This window comes from Acinetobacter sp. YH16038 (assembly GCF_013417275.1).
In the GTDB taxonomy this organism is placed as follows: domain Bacteria; phylum Pseudomonadota; class Gammaproteobacteria; order Pseudomonadales; family Moraxellaceae; genus Acinetobacter.
Genome location: NZ_VPEG01000017.1, coordinates 47,574 through 68,260, shown reverse-complemented (window position 1 = coordinate 68,260; position 20,687 = coordinate 47,574). Strand labels below are relative to the sequence as shown.

Genomic DNA, 20,687 nt, shown 5'->3' with positions numbered 1-20,687 from the left:
ATATAAAGGTATTAATTAACAAATTGTTCAGATTGAACCGAGAGCTCGATCTCCCAATTTTTAAACTGCACCTGTTCATCATGCAGTTCAGCAATCAGCAATGGCCATTGTTTGGCATCACCAGAAATGCTGAGCTGCCATTGTTGCGCATTCTTGACCTTGAGTTCAATGGCAGGAAGCATCTCATCACTACGACTGTGATTGACCAAAACCGCCAGACGCAACAGCAAACACAGCTGTAAAAGTTTAGTTCCACCGACTTTCATCACATCATGCTTGGCATCAGCGCGCAATTTACGGCGATGGTGTGCGACCAAATGTGACAAATAATTCTGATCTACCTGCGAAAAACCGGCAATGTCAGAATGTTGCAATAAATAGGCACCGTGGCGGTGATAACCACTATGACTGATCGCTAAACCAATTTCATGCAAATAAGCTGCACGACGAAGTAAATCACTGTCTTCACTATACAGGCCGAGATCACCAGCCACATCATCAAACAGTTTTTGCGCAGTCTGCACTACACGTTCGGCCTGTTTGGCATCGGCATTATAACGACCAATTAAGGCATGAACAGAACGATCACGGATATCTTCATGCTTGAAACGACCCAAGAGGTCATACATCACGCCTTCACGCAATGCGCCATCTGAATAGACCAGATGTGGGATATTCAGTACATCAAATACTGCATATAAAATGGCAATTCCTGCAGGTAAAACTGCACGACGGTCATCTTTCAGACCTTCAAACTCCATGTCCGAAACATGCTTATATTTGAATAATTTATCTTTAAGTTTTTCCAGACCTTCACGGGTGAGCTGTTCTTTATCATTGCTCCAGCCCATATTGACACAGATCTGGCGACAGGCTTTGATCGTACCACTCGAACCAACGACTGCATCCCAACCGGCAGATTTATAAGTATTGGCAATGCCTGAAATTTCTTTACGTGCCGCAGTCACTGCCTTATCAAAGGCTTTATGGGTGATTTCACCATCAGCAAAGAATTTCTTGGTAAAAGTCACACAACCCATCTGCACAGATTCGGTATGAATGGGTTCAAATTCTTCCCCAATGATGAGTTCAGTTGACCCACCACCAATATCGACTACTAGACGACGGCCAGTATTGGCCATGGTATGTGACACACCGAGATAAATTAGACGCGCTTCTTCACGACCAGCAATAATTTCAATCGGTTTTGGTAAAATTTCAGCCGCTTTCTGAATAAATTCATGACCATTTTTAGCTTGACGTAATGCGTTGGTTGCCACAATCCGTAAACGGTTTGGTTGTACCGAGCCCAAACGTCCGACAAACCGGGCCAGACAAGCCAAACCGCGCTGCTGTGCGGCTTCAGTCAAATTTTTATTTTCATCCAGTCCCGCAGCAAGCTGAACCTTTTCTGACATTGATGCGACTTTTTTCACTTCGCCATGATCCACCCGGGCAATCGCCAAATGAAAACTGTTTGATCCCATATCGATGGCTGCGAGTAATTCTTCATCAATCAAAAAATCAGACATTCTAGAAATAAACCTTTTAAGAATTGTGCTTAGAGTAATTCACAACCATGCAATTTAAAAGCCATTTGTCAGGACAATTTCGCGTAATTATTTTTTTCATTTATAGGACAATTGTATGAGGCGATGGTGACTATCGTGATCATCCATTAGACAAAACAACATTAAAGCTTGAAAATTTACAGATTCCCCTACATTGTTAAAGATGGCTATGTAATACTAATAATTATAGTTATCTTTATAAAATTAATTCTGGAGCACTCCATGTCTGGCAACACCGTAAACACTACTGACGCAAACTTCGAAGCAGACGTTCTTCAATCAGACGTTCCTGTGCTGGTTGATTTCTGGGCTGGCTGGTGTGCGCCATGTAAAGCTATTGCCCCTGTACTTGAAGTACTGGCTGATGAATATCAAGGCAAAGTGAAAATTGTCAAAGTTGACGTAACATCTTGCGAACAAACTGCTGTGAATTTCAATATTCGTAACATTCCAGCGTTATTGATGTTCAAAAATGGTGAAGTGGTAGCGACTCAAATCGGTGCAGCACCAAAATCTAAATTGACTGCATTTATTGATCAAAATATCTAAGCACTAAATGTTCAACTAAAAATACGCGACCAAAGGTTGCGTATTTTTTTCGTCTATAAATTGACAAAAACCTGTTTCTCTCTTATATTTCAACTTCAAGAGATAAAGGATGCTAAATCCTGTCAGTTTCTTACAAGACACATTACATAACATGCCGCTCGGCAATAGAAATTGTTTTCACATTTCTCTTTGAAACAATCAAACAGACCTCTGAATTGTTCTTGTGCAAATTCAATTGCTTTCGTTTGAATGCTTATATGCGGCCGAATGTTACTCCCTTTCTAACCTATACCTTAGAACTTTGATTCTATCTGACCACCTATGAATTTAACCGAACTCAAGAAAAAACCGATTGGCGAACTCATCAAGATTGCCGAGTTTATGGGCCTTGAAGGTATGGCTCGTAACCGTAAGCAAGACATTATTTTTGCCATCTTAAAACGCCATGCGATGAATGGCGAAGAGATTTTTGGTGATGGCGTTCTAGAAATTTTGTCAGATGGTTTTGGCTTCTTACGCTCTGCAGCAGGCTCTTATTTGGCAGGTCCTGACGATATCTATGTCAGCCCATCACAAATTCGCCGCTTTAACCTGCGTACCGGTGACACCATTACGGGAACCATTCGTCCGCCTAAAGAAGGTGAGCGTTATTTTGCTTTGCTGAAAGTCAATCAGATTAACTACGATACCCCGGAAAATTCACGTAACAAGATCTTGTTCGAAAACTTAACTCCATTGTTCCCTACTGAACAATTAGTGATGGAACTTGGTAATGGTACGACTGAAGATTTAACTGCACGTGTCGTCGATCTGGTGGCACCAATTGGTAAAGGTCAACGTTCAATTATCGTTGCACCACCGAAAGCTGGTAAAACCATGCTATTACAGAACATCGCTCAATCGATTGTTCGTAATAACCCTGAATGTTTCCTGATTGTCCTTCTGATTGATGAACGTCCTGAAGAAGTCACCGAAATGGAACGTACCGTTCGCGGTGAAGTGGTCGCTTCTACCTTTGATGAATCACCTGCCCGTCACGTTCAAGTGGCTGAGATGGTGATTGAAAAAGCCAAACGTTTAGTTGAACACAAGAAAGATGTGGTGATTCTGCTGGATTCGATTACCCGTCTGGCACGTGCATATAACACTGTGATTCCTTCATCAGGTAAGGTATTAACTGGTGGTGTAGATGCACATGCACTTGAACGTCCAAAACGTTTCTTCGGCGCGGCACGTAATATCGAAGAAGGCGGTTCTCTTACTATCATTTCTACTGCACTGATTGAAACCGGCAGTAAAATGGATGAAGTCATTTACGAAGAATTCAAAGGTACAGGTAACCAGGAAATCACGCTAGATCGCCGTATTGCGGAAAAACGCGTCTTCCCTGCGATGAATATCAAGAAATCCGGTACGCGTCGTGAAGAACGTTTAATGTCCGAAGACAAACTTCGTAAAGTCTGGATTCTACGTAAACTTCTGCATACCCAAGATGAACTGGTCGCGATGGAATTCTTGCTTGACCGCATGAAAGAAACCAAGACCAATGATGATTTCTTTGATCAAATGAAACGCAAAGCATCGAACTAAAATTATCGGAAAGGTCACCATTCAAGGTGGCCTTTTTTTATGGTTGACGCATGTTACACAATGAAACAATGTAATGAGATATCTGTAAACTTATTTTTAAGTTTTTGATTATTAAAATAAACAGATAAATAACTGTATAATTTTTATAAGCTTAATAAGCCTTTCTCCAATCTATATCTTTCAATTAATTGTTATTTTCTGTTAAAAAACCCTTAATTTTTATCGTTTTTTCACTGTTTTTGATGTTCCCCTAGTAGCAATTAAAAATGCGCAGTGATAGCATATTTGCAGACCAGTTAGACTGCTCCTGCGTTGTTAGTCCCTAACACTATTAGGAATAATAAAAGCATATTACAGCCTGACTTTGGTTTTTTTTAATCTCAATTTTTTAGAGAGTGATGCCATGTTATTCAAAAAAATCGCTATTGCTGCTGCAGTTGCTACTACTTTAGCTTTCGTTGGTTGTGCTAAAAAAGCTGACGACGCTGCTGCTGACGCTAACCAAGCTGCATCTGAAGCTGTAGAAGCTGCTTCTGAAGCTGAAGCTGCTGCTGACGCTGCTGCTGTAGAAGCTACTTCTGAAGTTGCTGCTTCTGACGCTGCTGCTGTTGCTGAAGCTGACGCTGCTGCTGCTGTTGCTACTGACGCTGCTGCTCAAGCTACTGCTGCTTCTGAAGCTGCTGCTCAATAATCTTTACGATTATTCAGTACAAAAAAGAGAGCCTTTGGCTCTCTTTTTTTTGTTTAGAAATATAAAAGATTAAAAAAATAAAATTTTTAAATGAAAAAAAGCAGATCAATTGATCTGCTCATTCCCCACACGTTGACGGAACTTCTGTCCCGCGCGGAACGTAACAACACGGCGTGCAGAGATCGGAATCTCTTCGCCCGTTTTCGGATTACGGCCTGGACGTTGACGCTTATCACGCAACTCAAAGTTACCGAAACCCGATAATTTTACTTGTTCGCCCGAGATTAGCGCTTGGCTAATCTCGTCGAAAAACAACTCGACCATTTGTTTAGCTTCACGACGGTTTAAACTCGTGAGCTCACTTAAATGATCAGCCATTTCTGCTTTTGTTAATGCTGTCATGAAGCCCTCAATGTCGCTTGGTAAGTGTTTTCCAACACCTGAAGGATATTATCCATACCTGATTTAATTTCAGCATCTTCCAGTGTACGGCTTGGATGCTGCCAGAGAAGTGCAAATGCCAGTGAGCGTTTCCCTTCTTCTACTCCTTGTCCAGTGTACACATCGAACAACCATGTCGAGCCTAGAAGCTCTCCACCTGTTTTTTCGATAAGTCCCTGAATTTCGCTAACATTAATCTTATCACTAATTAAAAGCGCAATATCACGTCGAACCGATGGAAAACGTGATAATTCTGTAAAATTAGATACATAAGTTTGCAAAACAGCCGATTGATCTAATTCAGCGACCCAAGTCGTCGCCAAATCGAGCTCATCTTCCAGCGACGGATGTAAACGACCTAAGTAGCCAATTGACTGACCATTAACTAGAATTTCAGCAGATTGACCAGGATGTAACCAGCTACGTTCAGAACGTACATATTCCACATTTAGACGCGCAGCTGCCAGAATTTCCTCAATGTCACCTTTGAAGTCAAAGAAATCCATTGGCTGTGCTTTACCATGCCAGGTTTCAGGCGTACGTGAACCTGTGGCAATCAAGGCAAAAGTTGGAATCTGTTTCAGATCATGAATTGAAGCCGCATTCTGGTAATCAAAACGCAGACCAAGTTCGAAGAAACGCACACGGTTTTGCTGACGGTTAACGTTGTACTGTACGCATGGAATCAGGCTAGACAGTAAAGTTGAACGCATCACTGCCAAATCGCTTGAAATTGGGTTCGCCAATGCCAATGGATTAACTTCTGGATTTAACTGTTTTTCCAGTTTCAGGTCAGCAAAACTGAAGCTGATCGCTTCCTGATAACCCAAGGTCACGGCTGTTTGACGAAGCTGAGTTAGTTCGAATTGATCTTCATATTTCGCCAACTTCACATCAATGACCGGTAAGCTGATTTGAATATTGTCATAACCGTGAATACGGGCAACTTCTTCAATCAGGTCTTGGTAAATTGCCATATCATAACGGTGTGATGGAGGAACCACTGACCACTGGCCTTCAGCTTTTACAGTCACTTCACAACCTAAACGCATTAAAGCATCTGTAATGAAATCTGATTCAACTGTATAACCTAATAATTGATCGACTTGAGCTTGTTCTAGCTCAATCGCTTCACGTTTTGGTAACAGCTCTGATTTTTCAGCTACAATGATTGGACCAAACTCACCGCCTGCAAGCTCAGCAATCAACTGAGAAGCACGGTGCATTGCGATCATAGGAAGTTCAAAGTCTACACCACGTTCATAACGTTGTGACGCATCCGTATGCAGACCGAAACGACGAGCACGGCCAGCAATATGCAATGGCGCGAAAAATGCTGATTCCAGGAAGATTTCAGTAGTTTCATCAGTTACTGATGAAGACAGGCCCCCCATAATCCCTGCAATCGCTAATGCTTTTTCATCATCTGCGATTACCATCACGTCGTCTTGCAGTTCCACTTCCTGTTCATTTAATAGAACCAGTTTTTCACCTGCTTTGGCTTGACGCACATGCACTGAACCCTGAACCTTACCGCCATCAAATGCATGCAGAGGTTGACCCAGTTCCATCAATACATAGTTGGTGATGTCGACCAGAATACTGTGCTGACGGATACCGGCACGTACTAAAGCTCGTTCCATCCACTCAGGGGTTGGTGCTTTGGTATTGACGTTTTTGATCACACGACCGAGGTAACGTGCACAACCTTCAGTTTCAACAACGACTTTCTTCTCATCTGCAAGAGTTGCTGCAACTTCTTTAATTTCAGGTGCAGTGACAGGCAATTGGTTAATTACACCAATTTCACGTGCGATCCCGCGAATACTGAAACAGTCACCACGGTTCGGAGTGATGCTGATATCAATCACGTTGTCATCAAGGTCTAAATATTCACGAACATTGACACCGACTGGTGCATCTGCAGGCAGTTCTAACAGACCATCAATTTTATCTTCAAGATCGATTTCTGAAGCGCCGCATAACATACCTTGTGATTCAACACCACGCAGTTTGCCTTTCTTGATTTTAAAATCGCCTGGTAATACTGCACCGATGGTAGCTACTGGTGCTTTCATACCGGCACGTACGTTCGGTGCACCACACACGATTTGCAAAGGCTCACCTGAACCAATGTTCACAGTCGTTACACGTAAGCGATCTGCATCAGGATGCTGTTCGACAGTCAGGACTTCACCCACAACCACACCTGTGAACGGTTTTGCAGCTGGAGACAAATCATCTACTTCCAAGCCCAGCATAGTCAGTTGGTCAGACAGTTTTTCACTATCGATGGCTGGGTTAACCCATGTGCGTAGCCAATTTTCGCTAATTTTCATTTATAAAAAACCTGTAATTTCAATCTCTAGAATCCCCCTCTGATTCCCCCTTCTTCAAAGGGAGAGAACTCCTATCTTTTCGCGGAGTCCCTCTCCTTTTTTAAAGGAGAGGTTAGGAGAGGATTAAATAAAAGTTTTAAGCAAACTGGCGTAAGAAACGCACATCGTTTTGATAGAACATACGCAGGTCATTAATGCCATAACGCAACATTGCAAAACGTTCTACACCTAAACCAAATGCAAAGCCTTTGTATTTGTCTGGATCAATACCCGCAGCGCGAAGTACATTTGGATGCACCATACCGCAACCCAAAACTTCTAACCATTTGCCACGCTCATCCATAATGTCCACTTCAGCACTTGGCTCAGTGAACGGGAAATAAGACGGACGGAAACGCACTTTCAAATCTTTTTCGAAGAATTCGTTTAGCAGGTTTACCAATAAACCTTTTAATTCAGCAAAGCTGGTATTTTCAGCAACGTATAAGCCTTCGATCTGATGGAACATTGGTGAATGTGTCTGGTCAGAGTCACAACGGTATACACGGCCTGGGCACACGATACGAATTGGTGGCTGCTGGGTTTCCATGGTACGAATCTGTACACCCGAAGTATGGGTACGTAGCAGATGGTTCACATCAAAGTAGAAAGTGTCGTGCATGGCACGTGCAGGGTGATGACCCGGAATATTCAATGCTTCGAAGTTGTGATAGTCATCTTCAACTTCTGGACCAGTCGCTACTGTAAACCCTGCTTTGGTGAAGAATTGACAGATACGTTCTTGTACTTGGGTCACTGGGTGGATGCTGCCCACCTGTTGGCCACGACCGGGCAAGGTAATATCAATTGTTTCACTAGCAAGCTTTTGTTCTAGTGCAGCTTTTTGCAGTTCAGCCTGACGTTGTGTCAAAGCACTTGTGATGGCTTCACGAACTGCGTGAATTTGTGCCCCGAACGCTTTACGTTGTTCAGGATCCATTTTCCCCAGCGACTTAGATTGTTCCGCGAGCTGGCTTTTTTTCCCCGTAAATTGCACTCGTACTTGATCAAGTGCAGCAAGGTCTTGAGCTGCTGCAATCGCAGCGAGCGCTTCAGTGGTCAGGGCTTCCAGTGACATAGTAACTCTCAAAGCAACAGGTTAGAAATATTTTTAAAAACCCCATATTCTAACAGTTTTTAGGCGAGTTGATGAAGTGCGCTTTTAATGAAAATTAGAATAGCATCATGAATTATAAAAAGTATAAGATAAACATAATATCAATCAGATCAAATCACTATGGCACTCGATCAAATTTGGAAACAGCAACTGACCCTCGTCACTTATGGCAATGAGTTTTTAACTCAGGATCTCAGTTTCAGCCGCTGGCTGAATCACTCCATTTTTAATCAGCACCATTTAACTTTTCGAGATCTGATTTCCCAGCATTTACTGGCACAGCACTTTCAAATCTGGTTAGAAGGTCTGAAAAAACAAGGGGTTCGTCGTATTAGTCTACATTCTTCACATTTACTGGAAGATGAAAATAACCCTAATGCCAATGTCGAACTGGTTCCTTTGGCTCATGTGATTATCAGTCATCATGCTCAAGGTAAAACCGCCTGGATGATCGGTAAGGAACTGGCTGAATGGTATACCGCTGATAATGATTATGAAGCACCGGAAGCCCAACAGTCGCCTTTACGTCATGAAGTATTCTGGCGTTACGAACTGAACAGTAAACTGGCCAAAAGAATTGATGCTGATCTAGTGCAGCCAAATTGGGATGATATTCATACCTATACTGAACAGGAATTATTTGAACATCATTTAGCTCAAGGATTCACTGAGCCTACTTATACTGGTTTGCCTTATTACGGTACTACCCCAACGATTCAGTCTCACTCAGAAAATCCAAGTCATCTTGCTTTAATCCCAACGGATTATTCATCTGATTATGCTCATCAGACCTTGTACCGTCTGGATGCATTAAGTGATTTTATTCAGACGAAGATTCAACACCCTTATAACGATGATGGTCAGGTACTGAATCCAGAGCAGCAATTAAATCTGCGCCACTTTGCACAAAAAATCGATGAAATCAGTGCCAAGTTCATTGTGAAAGTGGCCAATCATTATAAAACCGCACAACTCACTCCTAAAGTGACGCCTGATCCTTTTACAGGGATGAATACTGAGGATCGCGCGGTCAAAGTCTCTAAAGCTGAACGACCACAAAGTCACCATAAAACCGGTGCTTCAAGTGTGATCAAACTGATTCTGATCACGATTGTGATCTGTCTGATTGGCTACTATTTCGGACTTTAATAAAATATATTGTCTATAAATAATCACTTTAGCTTGGTGGAGCTTTAATCTCCACCAAATCAATAAATAAATGATTTAAAAAATCAAAGATCCCACTGATTTTATTTAAGCATAAAAAAAGACCGCTAAAAGCGGTCTTTTTTCTAAGTCATAAAGACTTATGCAGCCAACGCATCTTTAGCTTTAGAAGCTAGAGCTGCAAACGCAACTGCGTCATGCATAGCGATGTCAGCAAGTACGCGACGGTCGATGATAACCTGAGCTTTTTTCAAGCCAGCGATCATACGGCTGTACGATAAACCGTTTTGACGTGCACCAGCGTTGATACGCGCAATCCATAGAGCACGGAATTGACGTTTCTTCTGACGACGGTCACGGTAAGCGTATTGACCAGCTTTGATTACCGCTTGGAACGCTACGCGGTAAACGCGTGAACGAGCACCATAGTAACCTTTAGCGCGAGCAAGAATTTTTTTGTGACGGCGATGAGCCTGTACACCACGTTTTACACGAGCCATTTATAATCTCCTTAGATGTACGGGCACATACGACGAACTGAAGCAACGTCACTTACGTGAACCATTACACAGCCGCGCAATTGACGAATACGCTTAGCAGATTTTTTGGTCAAAATGTGGCGTTTGAACGCTTGTTTACGCTTAAAACCGTTAGCAGTCGCTTTGAAGCGTTTAGCTGCACCACGGCGAGTTTTCATCTTAGGCATAACAACCTCTTTTGAACACCTGTTCGGCACGTCTGCACCATTGCAAGAACGCCCTGCAGGTAAGGGAGCCGATATTCTAATGCATCTTTGCTTAAAACAAAAGCACTAGTCTTTTTTTCTTGATGAATCTGCAAACTTAGCATTTTTTACAATAAGAATTGAATGATGAATTTATATACTGCTTGTGATATCACTTTATAATTTGTCAATTTTTTCAGTTGCAGCTTTTTATGCACATTCAGTCCGATGCGTTTGCCGCACTCCGTTACCGAGACTTTTCTATTGTCACCTTAAATCAGTTTTGTTTGACTTTAGCCATTCTGATTCAGGAAATTATTGTTGCCTATTCACTATATCAGATTACCAAAGACCCGCTGACCTTAGGACTGATTGGTCTGGCAGAGGCGATTCCATTTATTTCCCTTTCTTTATGGGGTGGATATGTTGCGGATCGTTTTAATAAGCAGACTATTATGAAAATCTGTTTATTTTTCGCCATTCCGATGCCGCTTATTCTCTGGTCACTGTTTCATTATCACGGCTTGGGAAACCTCAGCACCAGTCAATTATCTTGGGGAATTTATGCCGTCATTTTCTGTCTGGGTACCATTCGTGGCTTTTATAATCCTTCAGCAACTTCACTAAAACCCTTTCTGATTCCACGTGCACTCTATGCCAATGGAGCGACCTGGACCACAATTGGCTGGCAAAGTGGTGTAATTATCGGGCCGATGCTCGGTGGTTTTATGCTGGCATTTTTAGGTCGGGAAACCAGTCTTCTAACTGTCACAGTACTGGTCAGCATCTGTTTTGTTCTGATTAACTTATTGCAAAAGCGCGATTTTCCTAAAATTGAAACTGAAAATGTCCTGCATAGTCTGGGCGATGGTTTCCGTTTTATCTGGAACAGCAAAATTGTACTGTGGTCGATTTCTCTAGATCTGGTTTCGGTATTGTTTGGTGGGGTGATTGCCCTCTTACCGATTTTTGCAGAGGATATTCTAAAAGTTGGTCCAGAGGGTTTGGGTTATTTACGGGCTGCTCCTTCCATTGGTGCGCTGATAACCATGATTGTCCTGACCCGCTTTCCGCCTACGCAACATGCCTGGCGTAATATGCTGCTTGCAGTCGCAGGTTTCGGTGTCTTTACTTTACTATTTGCTTTCTCCAACTCGATGTGGCTATCTCTGTTTGCTCTTGCCATGACCGGGGCTTGTGACAGTATTTCAGTGGTGATTCGCCAAACGATTTTACAGATTTATCCACCCGATAATATGCGTGGCCGGGTTGCTGCAGTAAACGGCATGTTTGTCTCGTCTAGTAATGAACTGGGTGCTTTTGAGTCTGGTTTGGCTGCGAGATATATGGGTACGATTATGGCTACAGTGTTTGGTGGCAGCATGACCCTACTGGTGGTTGCCATCAGCTGGGCGAGAACCAAGGATCTGTTTGGAGTTGATATTACCAAAGGAAATGAAAAATAATTTTTAGTTCTGATGTGCAAAGGTTTTTCAATCAAGAAAATTCTGCGCACTAATGATGAATATAAATAAAAAGAGGCTTTATGCCTCTTTTTTTAAAACATCGCATAAGCCCAATAGACAAACAGATAACGTCCAATTTTGGCAATACTGACTATCAAGATAAAACGGGTAAAATTTTCCTTAAGCAAACCGGCAATTAATGTAATTGGATCGCCAATAATCGGCACCCAGCTCAGCAATAATGACCAATAGCCGTATTTCTGATAGGTACTTTGGGCTTTCAGCATCTGCTGCTCAGAGACTGGAAACCATTTTTTATGCTTATATTGCTCAATCTTGAACCCCAGATACCAGTTCACACAGGAACCCAAGATATTTCCAGCACTTGCGATCATGATGAGCAAGGCCGCCGAATAGCTCCCTTGCCATAATAAACCCAGCAAAACCGCTTCCGACTGCAGCGGTAATAAAGTGGCTGCACCAAAAGCGGCAAGAAAGAGCAGAAACAGGGACATCCCGAGACTAACGGCTTAAACCCAGTTTTTTCTTGGCTTTAAGATATTCCCAATTCGCCCAGACTATAGCCATAACCATGACCAAAATACGTGACCATTGATATTTCTGGGTGATCGGCTCAAGAGCTGTATTTAAAATCTGACGATCCTTGGTATTCAAGGCACTGATCACCTGATCCACATGCACAATTTCAGCAATAAACAGCAGCAGACAAGCTGCGATACCGAAAATAATACTCCAGTAAATTCGAGGATTTGTTTCCACGATTTTAGTAAAGTTCAGGAAAAAATCTTTCATATACTCACCCAATAAAAAACCACCCAAAGGTGGTTTAATCTACTTTTATCTAGTTTAGCACAAAGGCCAGACTTATCTGACCTGTATTGCTAACGCTCTTTGCACCGCTGGACGCGCAGTCAGGCGTGTCACATATTCCTGTACTTCCGGATAATCTGCCAGATCAATTTGCTGCCATTCATGACGTAACACCCATGGCAAAATAGCCATATCCGCAATCGAATACTCACCGGCTACATATTTTTGACCAATCAGCTGTTTGTTCAGAACCCCGTATAGACGCTTGGTTTCATTGACATAGCGATCAGTGGCATACGGGATACGCTCAGGAGCAAAACGGCTAAAGTGATGATTCTGCCCCAGCATTGGACCCAAGCCACCCATTTGCCACATTAGCCATTGCTCAACTTCAACACGTTGCTGCTCATCATCCGGATAAAACAGGCCGGTTTTACGACCCAAATATTGCAGAATCGCGCCAGATTCAAAGACTGAAATCGGTTCACCACGCGGGCCATCCTGATCCACAATCGCAGGAATTTTGTTATTTGGAGAGATACGTAAAAAATCAGGTTGAAACTGGTCATTTTCCAGAATATTGATCGGGAAAATTTTATACTCCAAGCCCATTTCTTCTAATGCGATGGTAATTTTATGGCCATTGGGCGTTCCCCAATAATAGAGATCAATCATGTTATTACCTGTTACCTTTTCGTTTTTACATGACATTATTGAAATTTGATCTAGTTATAGCATGATTTAAAGCCTTACTTCCGCATATTTTGTTATAGATTCAGCAGTAAAATCGCTAAATTCAAAGCATTATTTTTAGCTCAAGATGGGTTCAAATATTTTTAAATCTTGAGGCTTGAAAAGCTTCGCCTCAATCCTATATTAGAAATAGAGCAATGATCTATTCAGGAGATTGTTTCTAATCACTGAGTTCATATTGAAGAATTGCATGTTGTTTAAAAAACTTTTCTGAGATCAGGAGGTAAGATCAATGAGCAATTTCAGTCTTAGCCCACTATTCCGTCGTAGTATCGGTTTTGACCGCTTTAATGACCTTTTTGATTATGCAATGCAAAGTGAGGCACCGAACTATCCACATTACAACATTGAAAAAACCGGCGACAACAATTACCGCATTGTGGTTTCTGCTGCCGGATTCAATGAAGACCAGCTAGAGATCAATCTGGAAAATCAGGTTCTGACCATTAGCGGTAAAGCGGTGGAAGAAAATTCAGATACGACTGTGGAATTCCTGCATAAAGGCATCGCCCACCGTTCATTCAAATTGTCTTTAAGACTGGATGAACATGTAGAGGTACAACAAGCTGAATTTGAAAATGGTTTATTGAAAATCGAATTGCAGCGCAATGTGCCAGAAGAAAAATTGCCTCGTCAGATTCCGATTGGCAAAAAACTGTTAGCTGAAAAAAATGAATCTAACGAGCAGCAAAGCTGATCCTCAACGAAAAGAAAGACCCGAATGGGTCTTTCTTTTTTAGGACAGAATCCTTAAGCTTGAAAGTGTTCAATTTTCACTCATTATAAAAATAATAATATGAGCACATCAGATATTATTCTGTTTCATCAAAGTGCCCAGACGATGAAACATATGGGACTTCTCCTTCTTTGCTATCCCATTGGAATTTTGATGACCTTATACCTTCATACTCCAGATCCTCCTTCCAGTTTTATTCGAGGATTGGTATTTTTATGGCAGGAGTCTCCAAGCTTTTATGGCTATATGCTGGGTTTCCTGATGCTATCGCTCTTGGTATATAGCATTAAACTAAAAATCACCTCGCGGACAATTTATTACACTTTGGCAGGTTACCGGATAAGCCTGTGTTTATATCGTGAAGCCGTCCATTATAGCTTTATCAATCCTCAATATGATTCAATTAAAGCCCGTACCAAACGTTGGCTAACCAGACTTCCCGCTCATCAAATTAATCAGCGGGATGGCGCTCTCGATTTTATTCTTTGTCAGCCCAGTTGGCGCGACCGACTCTGTTTAAGATTATTCCGGATTCATTTATCGATGTTTTCCCGCCAGCAAGCCAAGGAAATTATTCAAGCCATGTACAGTGCTTGGAATTTAAGATCATAAAGGCTGATTCAAAAGCAATTTTAATCATGAAGTTTAAGCTGAAAGAAATTTATCTCATCAGATTTCAAAGGATAAAAAGCAGTTATTAAAAAATGGTGTTCTGGTTGGGACTTTCCCCTATCACCACATATAGTTGATTTACATAAAATTTCGGCTATGCTTTTCTGAAACAGAATAAAACATTCAATAAATACCATAGATAAAAAAATCTGCCGTAGGTGCACTATGAATTATGTCCGTCGCAACGCCCTAAGTCCATTCATGCTATTGGGCTTGCTCTTCTTTTTATTGATTGTCATTTTACTGCTATTGTTTGGCTGGCCACATTATAAAGTTTGGAAACAAGGGATGGATGGTCAGGCAGCATTGGCTGAAGCAGAACAATCTAAAATGATTCAAGTGCAAGTTGCAAAAGCGGAACTGGAAAGTGCCAAACTGCGTGCAGAAGCTATTAAACTCGTTGGGCAGGCAGCTAAAGATTATCCTGAATATCGCAAGCAGGAATTTATTGGTGCATTTGGTGAAGCCCTACGTGAAGGTCGTATTCAACAAATAATTTATGTACCCACTGAGGCCAATATTCCGATTGTAGAAGCAGGAAAATCCTACCCTACTCAATAAAAAATTAAGTTACCTCATAAAAAAGCCCTGCAAATGCAGGGCTTTTTTCATCAAGAGATGCTTACTTTTTCTTTTTAGGACCAAGCAGCATACCCATTTGACGACCTTCCATTTTTGGTGCTTGTTCAACAACACCATATTCAACGACGTCTGCTTCAACTTTTTGCAGTTGAGCCAGACCCAGTTGCTGGTGAGCCATTTCACGACCACGGAAACGCAGGGTAATTTTAACCTTGTTTCCTTCTTCAAGGAATTTGATGATTGCACGTAATTTTACGTTGTAATCACCTACATCTGTCGCAGGACGTAGCTTGATTTCTTTCACCTGGACTTGATGTTGTTTTTTCTTCGCTTCTTTCTGCTTTTGTTTCAGATCAAACAAATGCTTATTGAAGTCCATGATTTTGCAAACAGGTGGCTCAGCATTGGCTACGATCTCAACAAGATCAAGCTCAACATTTTCTGCTGCGCGCAATGCTTCCGCAAGGCTTACAATACCTTTTTGCTCACCATTTTCGTCTACAAGACGAACTTCTTTAGCACGAATTTCATCATTCAAGGCAGGACGGTTTGATTTATTACCGCCCTGTTGATTACGGTCAGGCTGTTTAATCGCTGTTACTCCACAATGTACCGGCCGCGTTCGGCAACGGCTGCTTTTACTAAGTCAACGAAAGCATCGATTGACATAGTACCCAAATTTTTTCCTGAGCGGGTACGGACATTCACAGTACCTTCCTCTACCTCACGGTCCCCAAGTACCAATAAGTAAGGAATACGCTCTAAAGTACGTTCACGAATCTTAAAGCCGATTTTCTCATTTCTCAAGTCAGAAATTGCACGAATTCCGTTTTCTTTAAGTTTCGCGACGACTGACTCACAAGCCTCGGCTTGAGCATCAGTAATATTCATGACACACGCTTGCACTGGTGATAACCAAGGTGGCATAAAGCCCGCGTAGTGTTCAATCAGTATACCAATAAAACGTTCGAAACTGCCAAGAATTGCACGGTGCAACATCACAGGCTGATCACGATCGTTGTCTTCAGTAACATAAGAGGCATCCAGACGTTCTGGAAGGTTGAAGTCACATTGAATGGTACCACACTGCCAGATTCGGCCTAAGCAATCTTTCAATGAGAATTCGATCTTCGGACCGTAGAATGCACCTTCACCTGGTTGTAAATCCCAATCCAGGCCAGCAGCATCTAAAGCATCTGCCAAAGATTTTTCTGCCATATCCCAAAGTGCATCATCACCTACACGTTTTTCAGGACGAGTCGACAACTTCATTTGTACTTCTTCGAAGCCAAAATCTTTGTATACGTCTAGTGTCAATTTGATAAAGTCTGCAACTTCGGTACCGATTTGTTCTTTAGTACAGAAAATATGCGCATCATCTTGGGTAAAGCCACGTACACGCATGATGCCGTGTAAAGAACCTGATGGCTCGTTACGGTGACATGAACCAAACTCCGCTAAACGGATTGGAAGATCACGATATGATTTTAAACCCTGGTTGAACACTTGCACGTGACAAGGACAGTTCATCGGTTTCACGGCATAATTACGGTTCTCGGAATGAGTCGTGAACATGTTTTCAGCATAGTTTGCCGCATGACCTGATTTTTCCCAAAGGGTGAAATCCACCACTTGAGGAGTACGGATTTCAAGGTAGCCGTTTTCTTGCTGAACTTTACGCATGTATTGTTCAAGCACTTGGTAAATGGTCCAGCCGTTCGGATGCCAGAACACCATACCTGGTGCTTCTTCCTGCATATGGAACAAGTCTAAGGCTTTACCGATTTTACGGTGGTCACGTTTTTCCGCTTCTTCAATACGTTTTACATACGCTGCAAGCTGTTTCTTATCAGCCCAAGCTGTACCATAAATACGTTGTAGCTGTTCGTTCTTCGCATCACCGCGCCAGTAAGCACCAGAGATTTTAGTCAGCTTGAATGATTTTAAGAATTTGGTATTTGGTACGTGCGGACCACGGCACATATCCAGATAGTCCTGATGGTAGTACAGGCCCATTTGAGTTTCTTCAGGCATGTCTGCGATCAGGCGCAATTTGTATTCTTCACCACGGGCTGTGAATTCTGCAATCACTTCATCACGCGGAGTCATTTTTTTCACGACATCATAGTCTTGATCGATGAGCTTTTTCATACGCTCTTCAATCGCAGCCATGTCATCTAAAGTAAATGGACGTGGCATCCAGATGTCATAGTAGAAACCTTCTTCAATGACTGGACCAATGACCATCTTTGCTTCTGGGAACAATTGCTTAACGGCATGACCCACCAAGTGTGCGCAAGAGTGACGAATAATTTCGACACCTTCTTCATCTTTAGGCGTGATGATTTGTAAGGTTGCGTCTTCAGTAATCAGATCGCACGCGTCCACTAGACGATCGTTTACACGACCTGCAACGGTATTTTTTGCAAGACCAGGACCGATGCTTTGAGCAACTTCCATCACAGATACGGCGTGATCAAACTGTTTTTGATCGCCATTTGGCAAAGTGATAATTGGCATATGAAATCCTTAAGGAGTGATGCCCCGTACCATGGAGCATGTCACCGCGAGATTATGATCGAGGGAGAACCTCAAAAGATAAAAACGGTGGATAAATAAAAAATCGCCTAGAATTTTACACGGCTTGAGCCAATGATTAAACCTTTTCCCTAATAAAAATAGGATTTATCACCAAAAAGTTCTTTTGAGCTGCAATGAGTTAAGATCATTATTCACTCAAGAATTATTTATTCTCTAAAGGTTTGCCACGCTTCAAATTGCCTTTCGATATAGACATACAATTGAGAAAACTGGGGAATGATGGCTTCGCTTTGAGTTGGTCTTAAAAACACATAATCATCGACTTTCAGTTCGCAAGATTTCGATACCAGAACCATTTCCTGATTGCTACTGCGTCCATATAAAATATGCGGCTGGCTTTTTTCTGGAAAATAATAGTCCGCCTGCCAGTAGCCACCATAAATAAATAATGCTTTATACTGATGCGGTAGATAATTAAATACTTCCAGACCGGGAATCTGGCCATAAGGCAGCACTTTTAAAATTGGTGTGGCAATCCACAAGGCACATTTTAAAGCAGAGAGATTTTTCAGATCGAAGTCACTGGGTTTAAGTAGCATGGAACCAAAAGCCAGATCATTACAAACACTCTGCTGGCAATGCTGCATAAAGGTCGGACTGCCGCCACCATTAAAACATAGGTTTTCATGCCATAAATCAGGAAATTGCTGCAGCGTCATCTTGAATTGTTGATAAATCTGCTGTGATTGCTGATAACTTTTTTCAAGTCTTTTGAGAATCTTTGGCAGTTTGGCTACATGCGCATCATAGCCCATTAATCCGGAAAATTTTAGATTCAGAGGATGCTGCTGAATCAGCTTGAGTAGGGCTACAAACTGTTCCTGACTGCTTACTCCTCCGCGATGCAGCCCCACATCAATTTCAATATTTATATTCAGGCAGACATTCAGGTTTTGGGCGAGTTGCAGATACTGCTCCAGACGTGCCTGACTATCGATCAGCCATTGAATATTTACTTGAGTATTTAAGTCCATTTGACCAAACCAGCTTTGATAAAAGCGCTGCGCTGCATGAACCGGCATTGGCTTACCGAGTAGAATGTCCGCTTGCTCAAATGCTCCGATAATTTCCCGAAGATGTGGCAGATGAAATACCATAAAACGCTGGGTATTCAGCTTTTCACTAGCGAATTGAAGCAACTCAGTACTGGACAGAGATTTCACCACCAGACGAGGCTTTAACTGCGGAGGTAGTTTTGCCTGCACAACATCCAGATTATGCTGATACTGAACCAAATCCAGAATCAGTTGTGGTGTACCTGTACCCTGCTGTTTTAGGTCTTGAGTCAATTGCTGAAAATAAGTTGATCGCATCTTTTACTCCTGCTACTTAGCCAGAAACAGTTGTTTCAAGTAGAGATTCAGCCATTTTTTCTGCGGATCCAGTTGCTGACGTAGCGCCACAAATTCAGGCCATTTTGGATATAAATCACGCAGTGATGCAGCATGCATGTTATGCAATTTCCCCCAATGCGGTCGCCCCTGATATTTCTGAAAAATCGGTTCCACTAGATTAAAAATGACGTGATAATCCTGCTTATAAAACTGATGGATAGAAATTGAAACTGAATCCCGCTGATAAAACGGACTGAGCCAGATGTCATCCGCTTTGACATAACGAAACTCGATCGGAAAGAACATCGGCACACGATGCTGCCTTAAACAATGCAGCACTTCTTCCAGACACTGCAAGCCTAGTTCGACCGGAATCTGGTATTCCATTTCATTAAATCGGGTATTACGCGGTGTGGGGAAAATCTGACTGGACCAATCCACAAAACAGGTCGGTTTGACAAAAACACCGAGCAGCTTTTGCAGATAAGGATTGGTAGACGGCAATAACCTTGTCAATTCCGAGCACAACATTAATAAACTATCTTCTGATGGCCAGCTTTCTTTTCTCGGCTGAATGCATTCATCCGTTTCATCCAGCGTTTTCAGCATGACCTGATCAGCATACAGAAAAGCCCAAAACTCAATATGCCGATACTGATGTTTCCATTGATCGATATTGGAAAATATGTCTTTTAACGGACACAACCGGATCTGTTCTTTTAATTTATAACGCGGCCGATTTTGCAGGGTGATTTTGGTGAGTATTCCGAGACTGCCCAGTGCTACCCGCCCTGCCTGAAAAATTTCCGTATTTTGCTGCTCATCACATTGCAATAATTCGCCATCTGCAGTCAGTAATTCAAAGCCTTGAACGAAAGCAGATAAACACGGCAAATCAATTCCCGTGCCATGCGTACCGGTCGAGACTGCACCCGCCAGACTTTGCTGATCAATATCGCCTTGATTGATCAAAGCCTGATTAAGAGGGGCTAGATATTCACCCAACTCATATAAACGCGTACCTGCCTGTACAGTACATTGAGCTGTCGCTTCATCTGCATCTATCACGCCTTTGAAATGATCCAGACGAATCAATACCTCATCGGTTTTGGCTAGCGCACTGAATGAATGTCCTGCACCCACCACACGAAACTGCGCATGTGACTTCACCAGATTTTGCAATTCATTAATTTCTTTAGGCTCAAAAATTTGAGGAGAACTGTACTGGCTTCCTGACCAGTTGCGCCATGTTGCATCCGCCTGTTGTATTTTCATTATTATTCCTTGGCTGAGGCTATATTTAACACCCATTTAGAGTAAAATACCTAAAAAGGCAAATATGGGAACCCATAGGTTCAAAAAAATCGGTGCTTAAAAATAATTTTATTAATATTCAATTATTTAAATTTTTAAAATTATACATTCGCACTCGACTAAAGCATAACTGCAAGACTTCCAAGAATTGCATATCTTTTTTAACAGGA

At 42.1% G+C, this 20,687-nt stretch carries 21 protein-coding genes; 8 read left to right on the top strand and 13 right to left on the bottom strand.

Annotated elements, in window-relative coordinates; translation table 11 throughout:
• Positions 1-11: 11 nt before the first annotated feature.
• Positions 12-1,532 (bottom strand): exopolyphosphatase, encoded by a 1,521-nt coding sequence (gene ppx / locus FTV34_RS09255; RefSeq protein WP_179992969.1) that lies wholly within the window; start codon positions 1,530-1,532, stop codon positions 12-14.
• Between the two features lie 261 nt (positions 1,533-1,793).
• Here ppx and trxA point away from each other — a divergent pair, with 261 nt between their 5' ends.
• The 3 genes from trxA to FTV34_RS09240 all read left to right on the top strand — a co-directional run bounded on the left by trxA (position 1,794) and on the right by FTV34_RS09240 (position 4,401).
• Positions 1,794-2,120 (top strand): thioredoxin, encoded by a 327-nt coding sequence (gene trxA / locus FTV34_RS09250; protein ID WP_180011749.1) that lies wholly within the window; start codon positions 1,794-1,796, stop codon positions 2,118-2,120.
• Between the two features lie 321 nt (positions 2,121-2,441).
• On the top strand, positions 2,442-3,710 hold the full coding sequence (gene rho / locus FTV34_RS09245) for a transcription termination factor Rho (protein ID WP_004783562.1): 1,269 nt from the start codon (positions 2,442-2,444) through the stop codon (positions 3,708-3,710).
• A gap of 403 nt (positions 3,711-4,113) precedes the next feature.
• Positions 4,114-4,401 carry a hypothetical protein gene (locus tag FTV34_RS09240; protein ID WP_179992970.1) on the top strand — a complete coding sequence of 96 codons (288 nt, stop codon included), beginning with the start codon at positions 4,114-4,116 and terminating at the stop codon, positions 4,399-4,401.
• Between the two features lie 105 nt (positions 4,402-4,506).
• On the opposite strand, the gene FTV34_RS09235 is transcribed toward FTV34_RS09240, so the two are convergent.
• The 3 genes from FTV34_RS09235 to pheS form a co-directional block, all read right to left on the bottom strand.
• On the bottom strand, positions 4,507-4,803 hold the full coding sequence (locus FTV34_RS09235) for an integration host factor subunit alpha (RefSeq protein WP_004783565.1): 297 nt from the start codon (positions 4,801-4,803) through the stop codon (positions 4,507-4,509).
• Positions 4,800-7,181 (bottom strand): phenylalanine--tRNA ligase subunit beta, encoded by a 2,382-nt coding sequence (gene pheT / locus FTV34_RS09230; protein ID WP_180011747.1) that lies wholly within the window; start codon positions 7,179-7,181, stop codon positions 4,800-4,802. Before pheT ends, FTV34_RS09235 begins: the two co-directional genes overlap by 4 nt.
• Before the next feature lie 136 nt (positions 7,182-7,317).
• Positions 7,318-8,298: a phenylalanine--tRNA ligase subunit alpha gene (gene pheS / locus FTV34_RS09225; protein ID WP_034703065.1), complete on the bottom strand. Its 981-nt coding sequence runs from the start codon at positions 8,296-8,298 to the stop codon at positions 7,318-7,320.
• 159 nt (positions 8,299-8,457) lie between these two features.
• Between pheS and FTV34_RS09220 the strand changes: the two genes are divergently transcribed.
• Positions 8,458-9,486: a hypothetical protein gene (locus tag FTV34_RS09220; RefSeq protein WP_180011745.1), complete on the top strand. Its 1,029-nt coding sequence runs from the start codon at positions 8,458-8,460 to the stop codon at positions 9,484-9,486.
• 158 nt (positions 9,487-9,644) lie between these two features.
• Here the strand turns inward: FTV34_RS09220 and rplT are convergent, their stop codons facing one another.
• A complete protein-coding gene (gene rplT / locus FTV34_RS09215) occupies positions 9,645-10,004 on the bottom strand; it encodes a 50S ribosomal protein L20 (RefSeq protein WP_004647525.1) in 360 nt (119 codons plus the stop codon).
• Positions 10,005-10,015: 11 nt separating this feature from the next.
• On the bottom strand, positions 10,016-10,210 hold the full coding sequence (gene rpmI / locus FTV34_RS09210) for a 50S ribosomal protein L35 (protein WP_004278281.1): 195 nt from the start codon (positions 10,208-10,210) through the stop codon (positions 10,016-10,018).
• Positions 10,211-10,440: 230 nt separating this feature from the next.
• Between rpmI and FTV34_RS09205 the strand changes: the two genes are divergently transcribed.
• On the top strand, positions 10,441-11,694 hold the full coding sequence (locus FTV34_RS09205) for an MFS transporter (protein ID WP_180011743.1): 1,254 nt from the start codon (positions 10,441-10,443) through the stop codon (positions 11,692-11,694).
• A gap of 92 nt (positions 11,695-11,786) precedes the next feature.
• On the opposite strand, the gene FTV34_RS09200 is transcribed toward FTV34_RS09205, so the two are convergent.
• The 3 genes from FTV34_RS09200 to FTV34_RS09190 all read right to left on the bottom strand — a co-directional run bounded on the left by FTV34_RS09200 (position 11,787) and on the right by FTV34_RS09190 (position 13,200).
• A complete protein-coding gene (locus tag FTV34_RS09200; RefSeq protein ID WP_034170828.1) occupies positions 11,787-12,209 on the bottom strand; it encodes a YqaA family protein in 423 nt (140 codons plus the stop codon).
• A 7-nt stretch (positions 12,210-12,216) separates the two neighbouring features.
• Positions 12,217-12,507: a hypothetical protein gene (locus FTV34_RS09195; protein ID WP_180011741.1), complete on the bottom strand. Its 291-nt coding sequence runs from the start codon at positions 12,505-12,507 to the stop codon at positions 12,217-12,219.
• A gap of 72 nt (positions 12,508-12,579) precedes the next feature.
• Positions 12,580-13,200, bottom strand: coding sequence for a glutathione S-transferase N-terminal domain-containing protein (locus tag FTV34_RS09190; RefSeq protein WP_004783581.1), 621 nt, complete (start codon positions 13,198-13,200; stop codon positions 12,580-12,582).
• A gap of 310 nt (positions 13,201-13,510) precedes the next feature.
• Here FTV34_RS09190 and FTV34_RS09185 point away from each other — a divergent pair, with 310 nt between their 5' ends.
• The 3 genes from FTV34_RS09185 to FTV34_RS09175 all read left to right on the top strand — a co-directional run bounded on the left by FTV34_RS09185 (position 13,511) and on the right by FTV34_RS09175 (position 15,247).
• The gene (locus tag FTV34_RS09185; protein WP_004783582.1) at positions 13,511-13,975 is read left to right on the top strand and encodes an Hsp20 family protein; all 465 of its coding nucleotides are present in this window, start codon (positions 13,511-13,513) and stop codon (positions 13,973-13,975) included.
• Between the two features lie 99 nt (positions 13,976-14,074).
• On the top strand, positions 14,075-14,626 hold the full coding sequence (locus tag FTV34_RS09180) for a hypothetical protein (protein WP_180011739.1): 552 nt from the start codon (positions 14,075-14,077) through the stop codon (positions 14,624-14,626).
• A gap of 225 nt (positions 14,627-14,851) precedes the next feature.
• Positions 14,852-15,247: a hypothetical protein gene (locus FTV34_RS09175; protein WP_004783587.1), complete on the top strand. Its 396-nt coding sequence runs from the start codon at positions 14,852-14,854 to the stop codon at positions 15,245-15,247.
• A gap of 61 nt (positions 15,248-15,308) precedes the next feature.
• On the opposite strand, the gene infC is transcribed toward FTV34_RS09175, so the two are convergent.
• From infC to FTV34_RS09155, 4 genes are all read right to left on the bottom strand, one after another.
• On the bottom strand, positions 15,309-15,860 hold the full coding sequence (infC, locus tag FTV34_RS09170; RefSeq protein WP_081400954.1) for a translation initiation factor IF-3: 552 nt from the start codon (positions 15,858-15,860) through the stop codon (positions 15,309-15,311).
• Between the two features lie 5 nt (positions 15,861-15,865).
• Positions 15,866-17,788 (bottom strand): threonine--tRNA ligase, encoded by a 1,923-nt coding sequence (gene thrS, locus FTV34_RS09165; RefSeq protein ID WP_180011737.1) that lies wholly within the window; start codon positions 17,786-17,788, stop codon positions 15,866-15,868.
• A gap of 227 nt (positions 17,789-18,015) precedes the next feature.
• Positions 18,016-19,182 (bottom strand): alanine racemase, encoded by a 1,167-nt coding sequence (locus tag FTV34_RS09160; RefSeq protein ID WP_180011735.1) that lies wholly within the window; start codon positions 19,180-19,182, stop codon positions 18,016-18,018.
• A 12-nt stretch (positions 19,183-19,194) separates the two neighbouring features.
• Complete coding sequence (locus FTV34_RS09155) at positions 19,195-20,478, bottom strand: D-arabinono-1,4-lactone oxidase (protein WP_180011733.1); 1,284 nt, start codon at positions 20,476-20,478, stop codon at positions 19,195-19,197.
• Between the last annotated feature and the right edge of the window lie 209 nt (positions 20,479-20,687).

What these genes read in the sequence shown, in the direction of transcription:
- FTV34_RS09195 (WP_180011741.1), bottom strand. Translation starts at nt 12,507, where the DNA reads ATGAAAGATTTTTTCCTGAACTTTACTAAAATCGTGGAAACAAATCCT.
- pheT (WP_180011747.1), bottom strand. Translation starts at nt 7,181, where the DNA reads ATGAAAATTAGCGAAAATTGGCTACGCACATGGGTTAACCCAGCCATC.
- FTV34_RS09175 (WP_004783587.1), top strand. Translation starts at nt 14,852, where the DNA reads ATGAATTATGTCCGTCGCAACGCCCTAAGTCCATTCATGCTATTGGGC.
- pheS (WP_034703065.1), bottom strand. Translation starts at nt 8,298, where the DNA reads ATGTCACTGGAAGCCCTGACCACTGAAGCGCTCGCTGCGATTGCAGCA.
- rpmI (WP_004278281.1), bottom strand. Translation starts at nt 10,210, where the DNA reads ATGCCTAAGATGAAAACTCGCCGTGGTGCAGCTAAACGCTTCAAAGCG.
- FTV34_RS09220 (WP_180011745.1), top strand. Translation starts at nt 8,458, where the DNA reads ATGGCACTCGATCAAATTTGGAAACAGCAACTGACCCTCGTCACTTAT.
- FTV34_RS09180 (WP_180011739.1), top strand. Translation starts at nt 14,075, where the DNA reads ATGAGCACATCAGATATTATTCTGTTTCATCAAAGTGCCCAGACGATG.
- FTV34_RS09190 (WP_004783581.1), bottom strand. Translation starts at nt 13,200, where the DNA reads ATGATTGATCTCTATTATTGGGGAACGCCCAATGGCCATAAAATTACC.
- ppx (WP_179992969.1), bottom strand. Translation starts at nt 1,532, where the DNA reads ATGTCTGATTTTTTGATTGATGAAGAATTACTCGCAGCCATCGATATG.
- FTV34_RS09185 (WP_004783582.1), top strand. Translation starts at nt 13,511, where the DNA reads ATGAGCAATTTCAGTCTTAGCCCACTATTCCGTCGTAGTATCGGTTTT.
- rplT (WP_004647525.1), bottom strand. Translation starts at nt 10,004, where the DNA reads ATGGCTCGTGTAAAACGTGGTGTACAGGCTCATCGCCGTCACAAAAAA.
- FTV34_RS09235 (WP_004783565.1), bottom strand. Translation starts at nt 4,803, where the DNA reads ATGACAGCATTAACAAAAGCAGAAATGGCTGATCATTTAAGTGAGCTC.
- FTV34_RS09200 (WP_034170828.1), bottom strand. Translation starts at nt 12,209, where the DNA reads ATGTCCCTGTTTCTGCTCTTTCTTGCCGCTTTTGGTGCAGCCACTTTA.
- FTV34_RS09205 (WP_180011743.1), top strand. Translation starts at nt 10,441, where the DNA reads ATGCACATTCAGTCCGATGCGTTTGCCGCACTCCGTTACCGAGACTTT.
- rho (WP_004783562.1), top strand. Translation starts at nt 2,442, where the DNA reads ATGAATTTAACCGAACTCAAGAAAAAACCGATTGGCGAACTCATCAAG.
- thrS (WP_180011737.1), bottom strand. Translation starts at nt 17,788, where the DNA reads ATGCCAATTATCACTTTGCCAAATGGCGATCAAAAACAGTTTGATCAC.
- trxA (WP_180011749.1), top strand. Translation starts at nt 1,794, where the DNA reads ATGTCTGGCAACACCGTAAACACTACTGACGCAAACTTCGAAGCAGAC.
- FTV34_RS09155 (WP_180011733.1), bottom strand. Translation starts at nt 20,478, where the DNA reads ATGAAAATACAACAGGCGGATGCAACATGGCGCAACTGGTCAGGAAGC.
- FTV34_RS09160 (WP_180011735.1), bottom strand. Translation starts at nt 19,182, where the DNA reads ATGCGATCAACTTATTTTCAGCAATTGACTCAAGACCTAAAACAGCAG.
- FTV34_RS09240 (WP_179992970.1), top strand. Translation starts at nt 4,114, where the DNA reads ATGTTATTCAAAAAAATCGCTATTGCTGCTGCAGTTGCTACTACTTTA.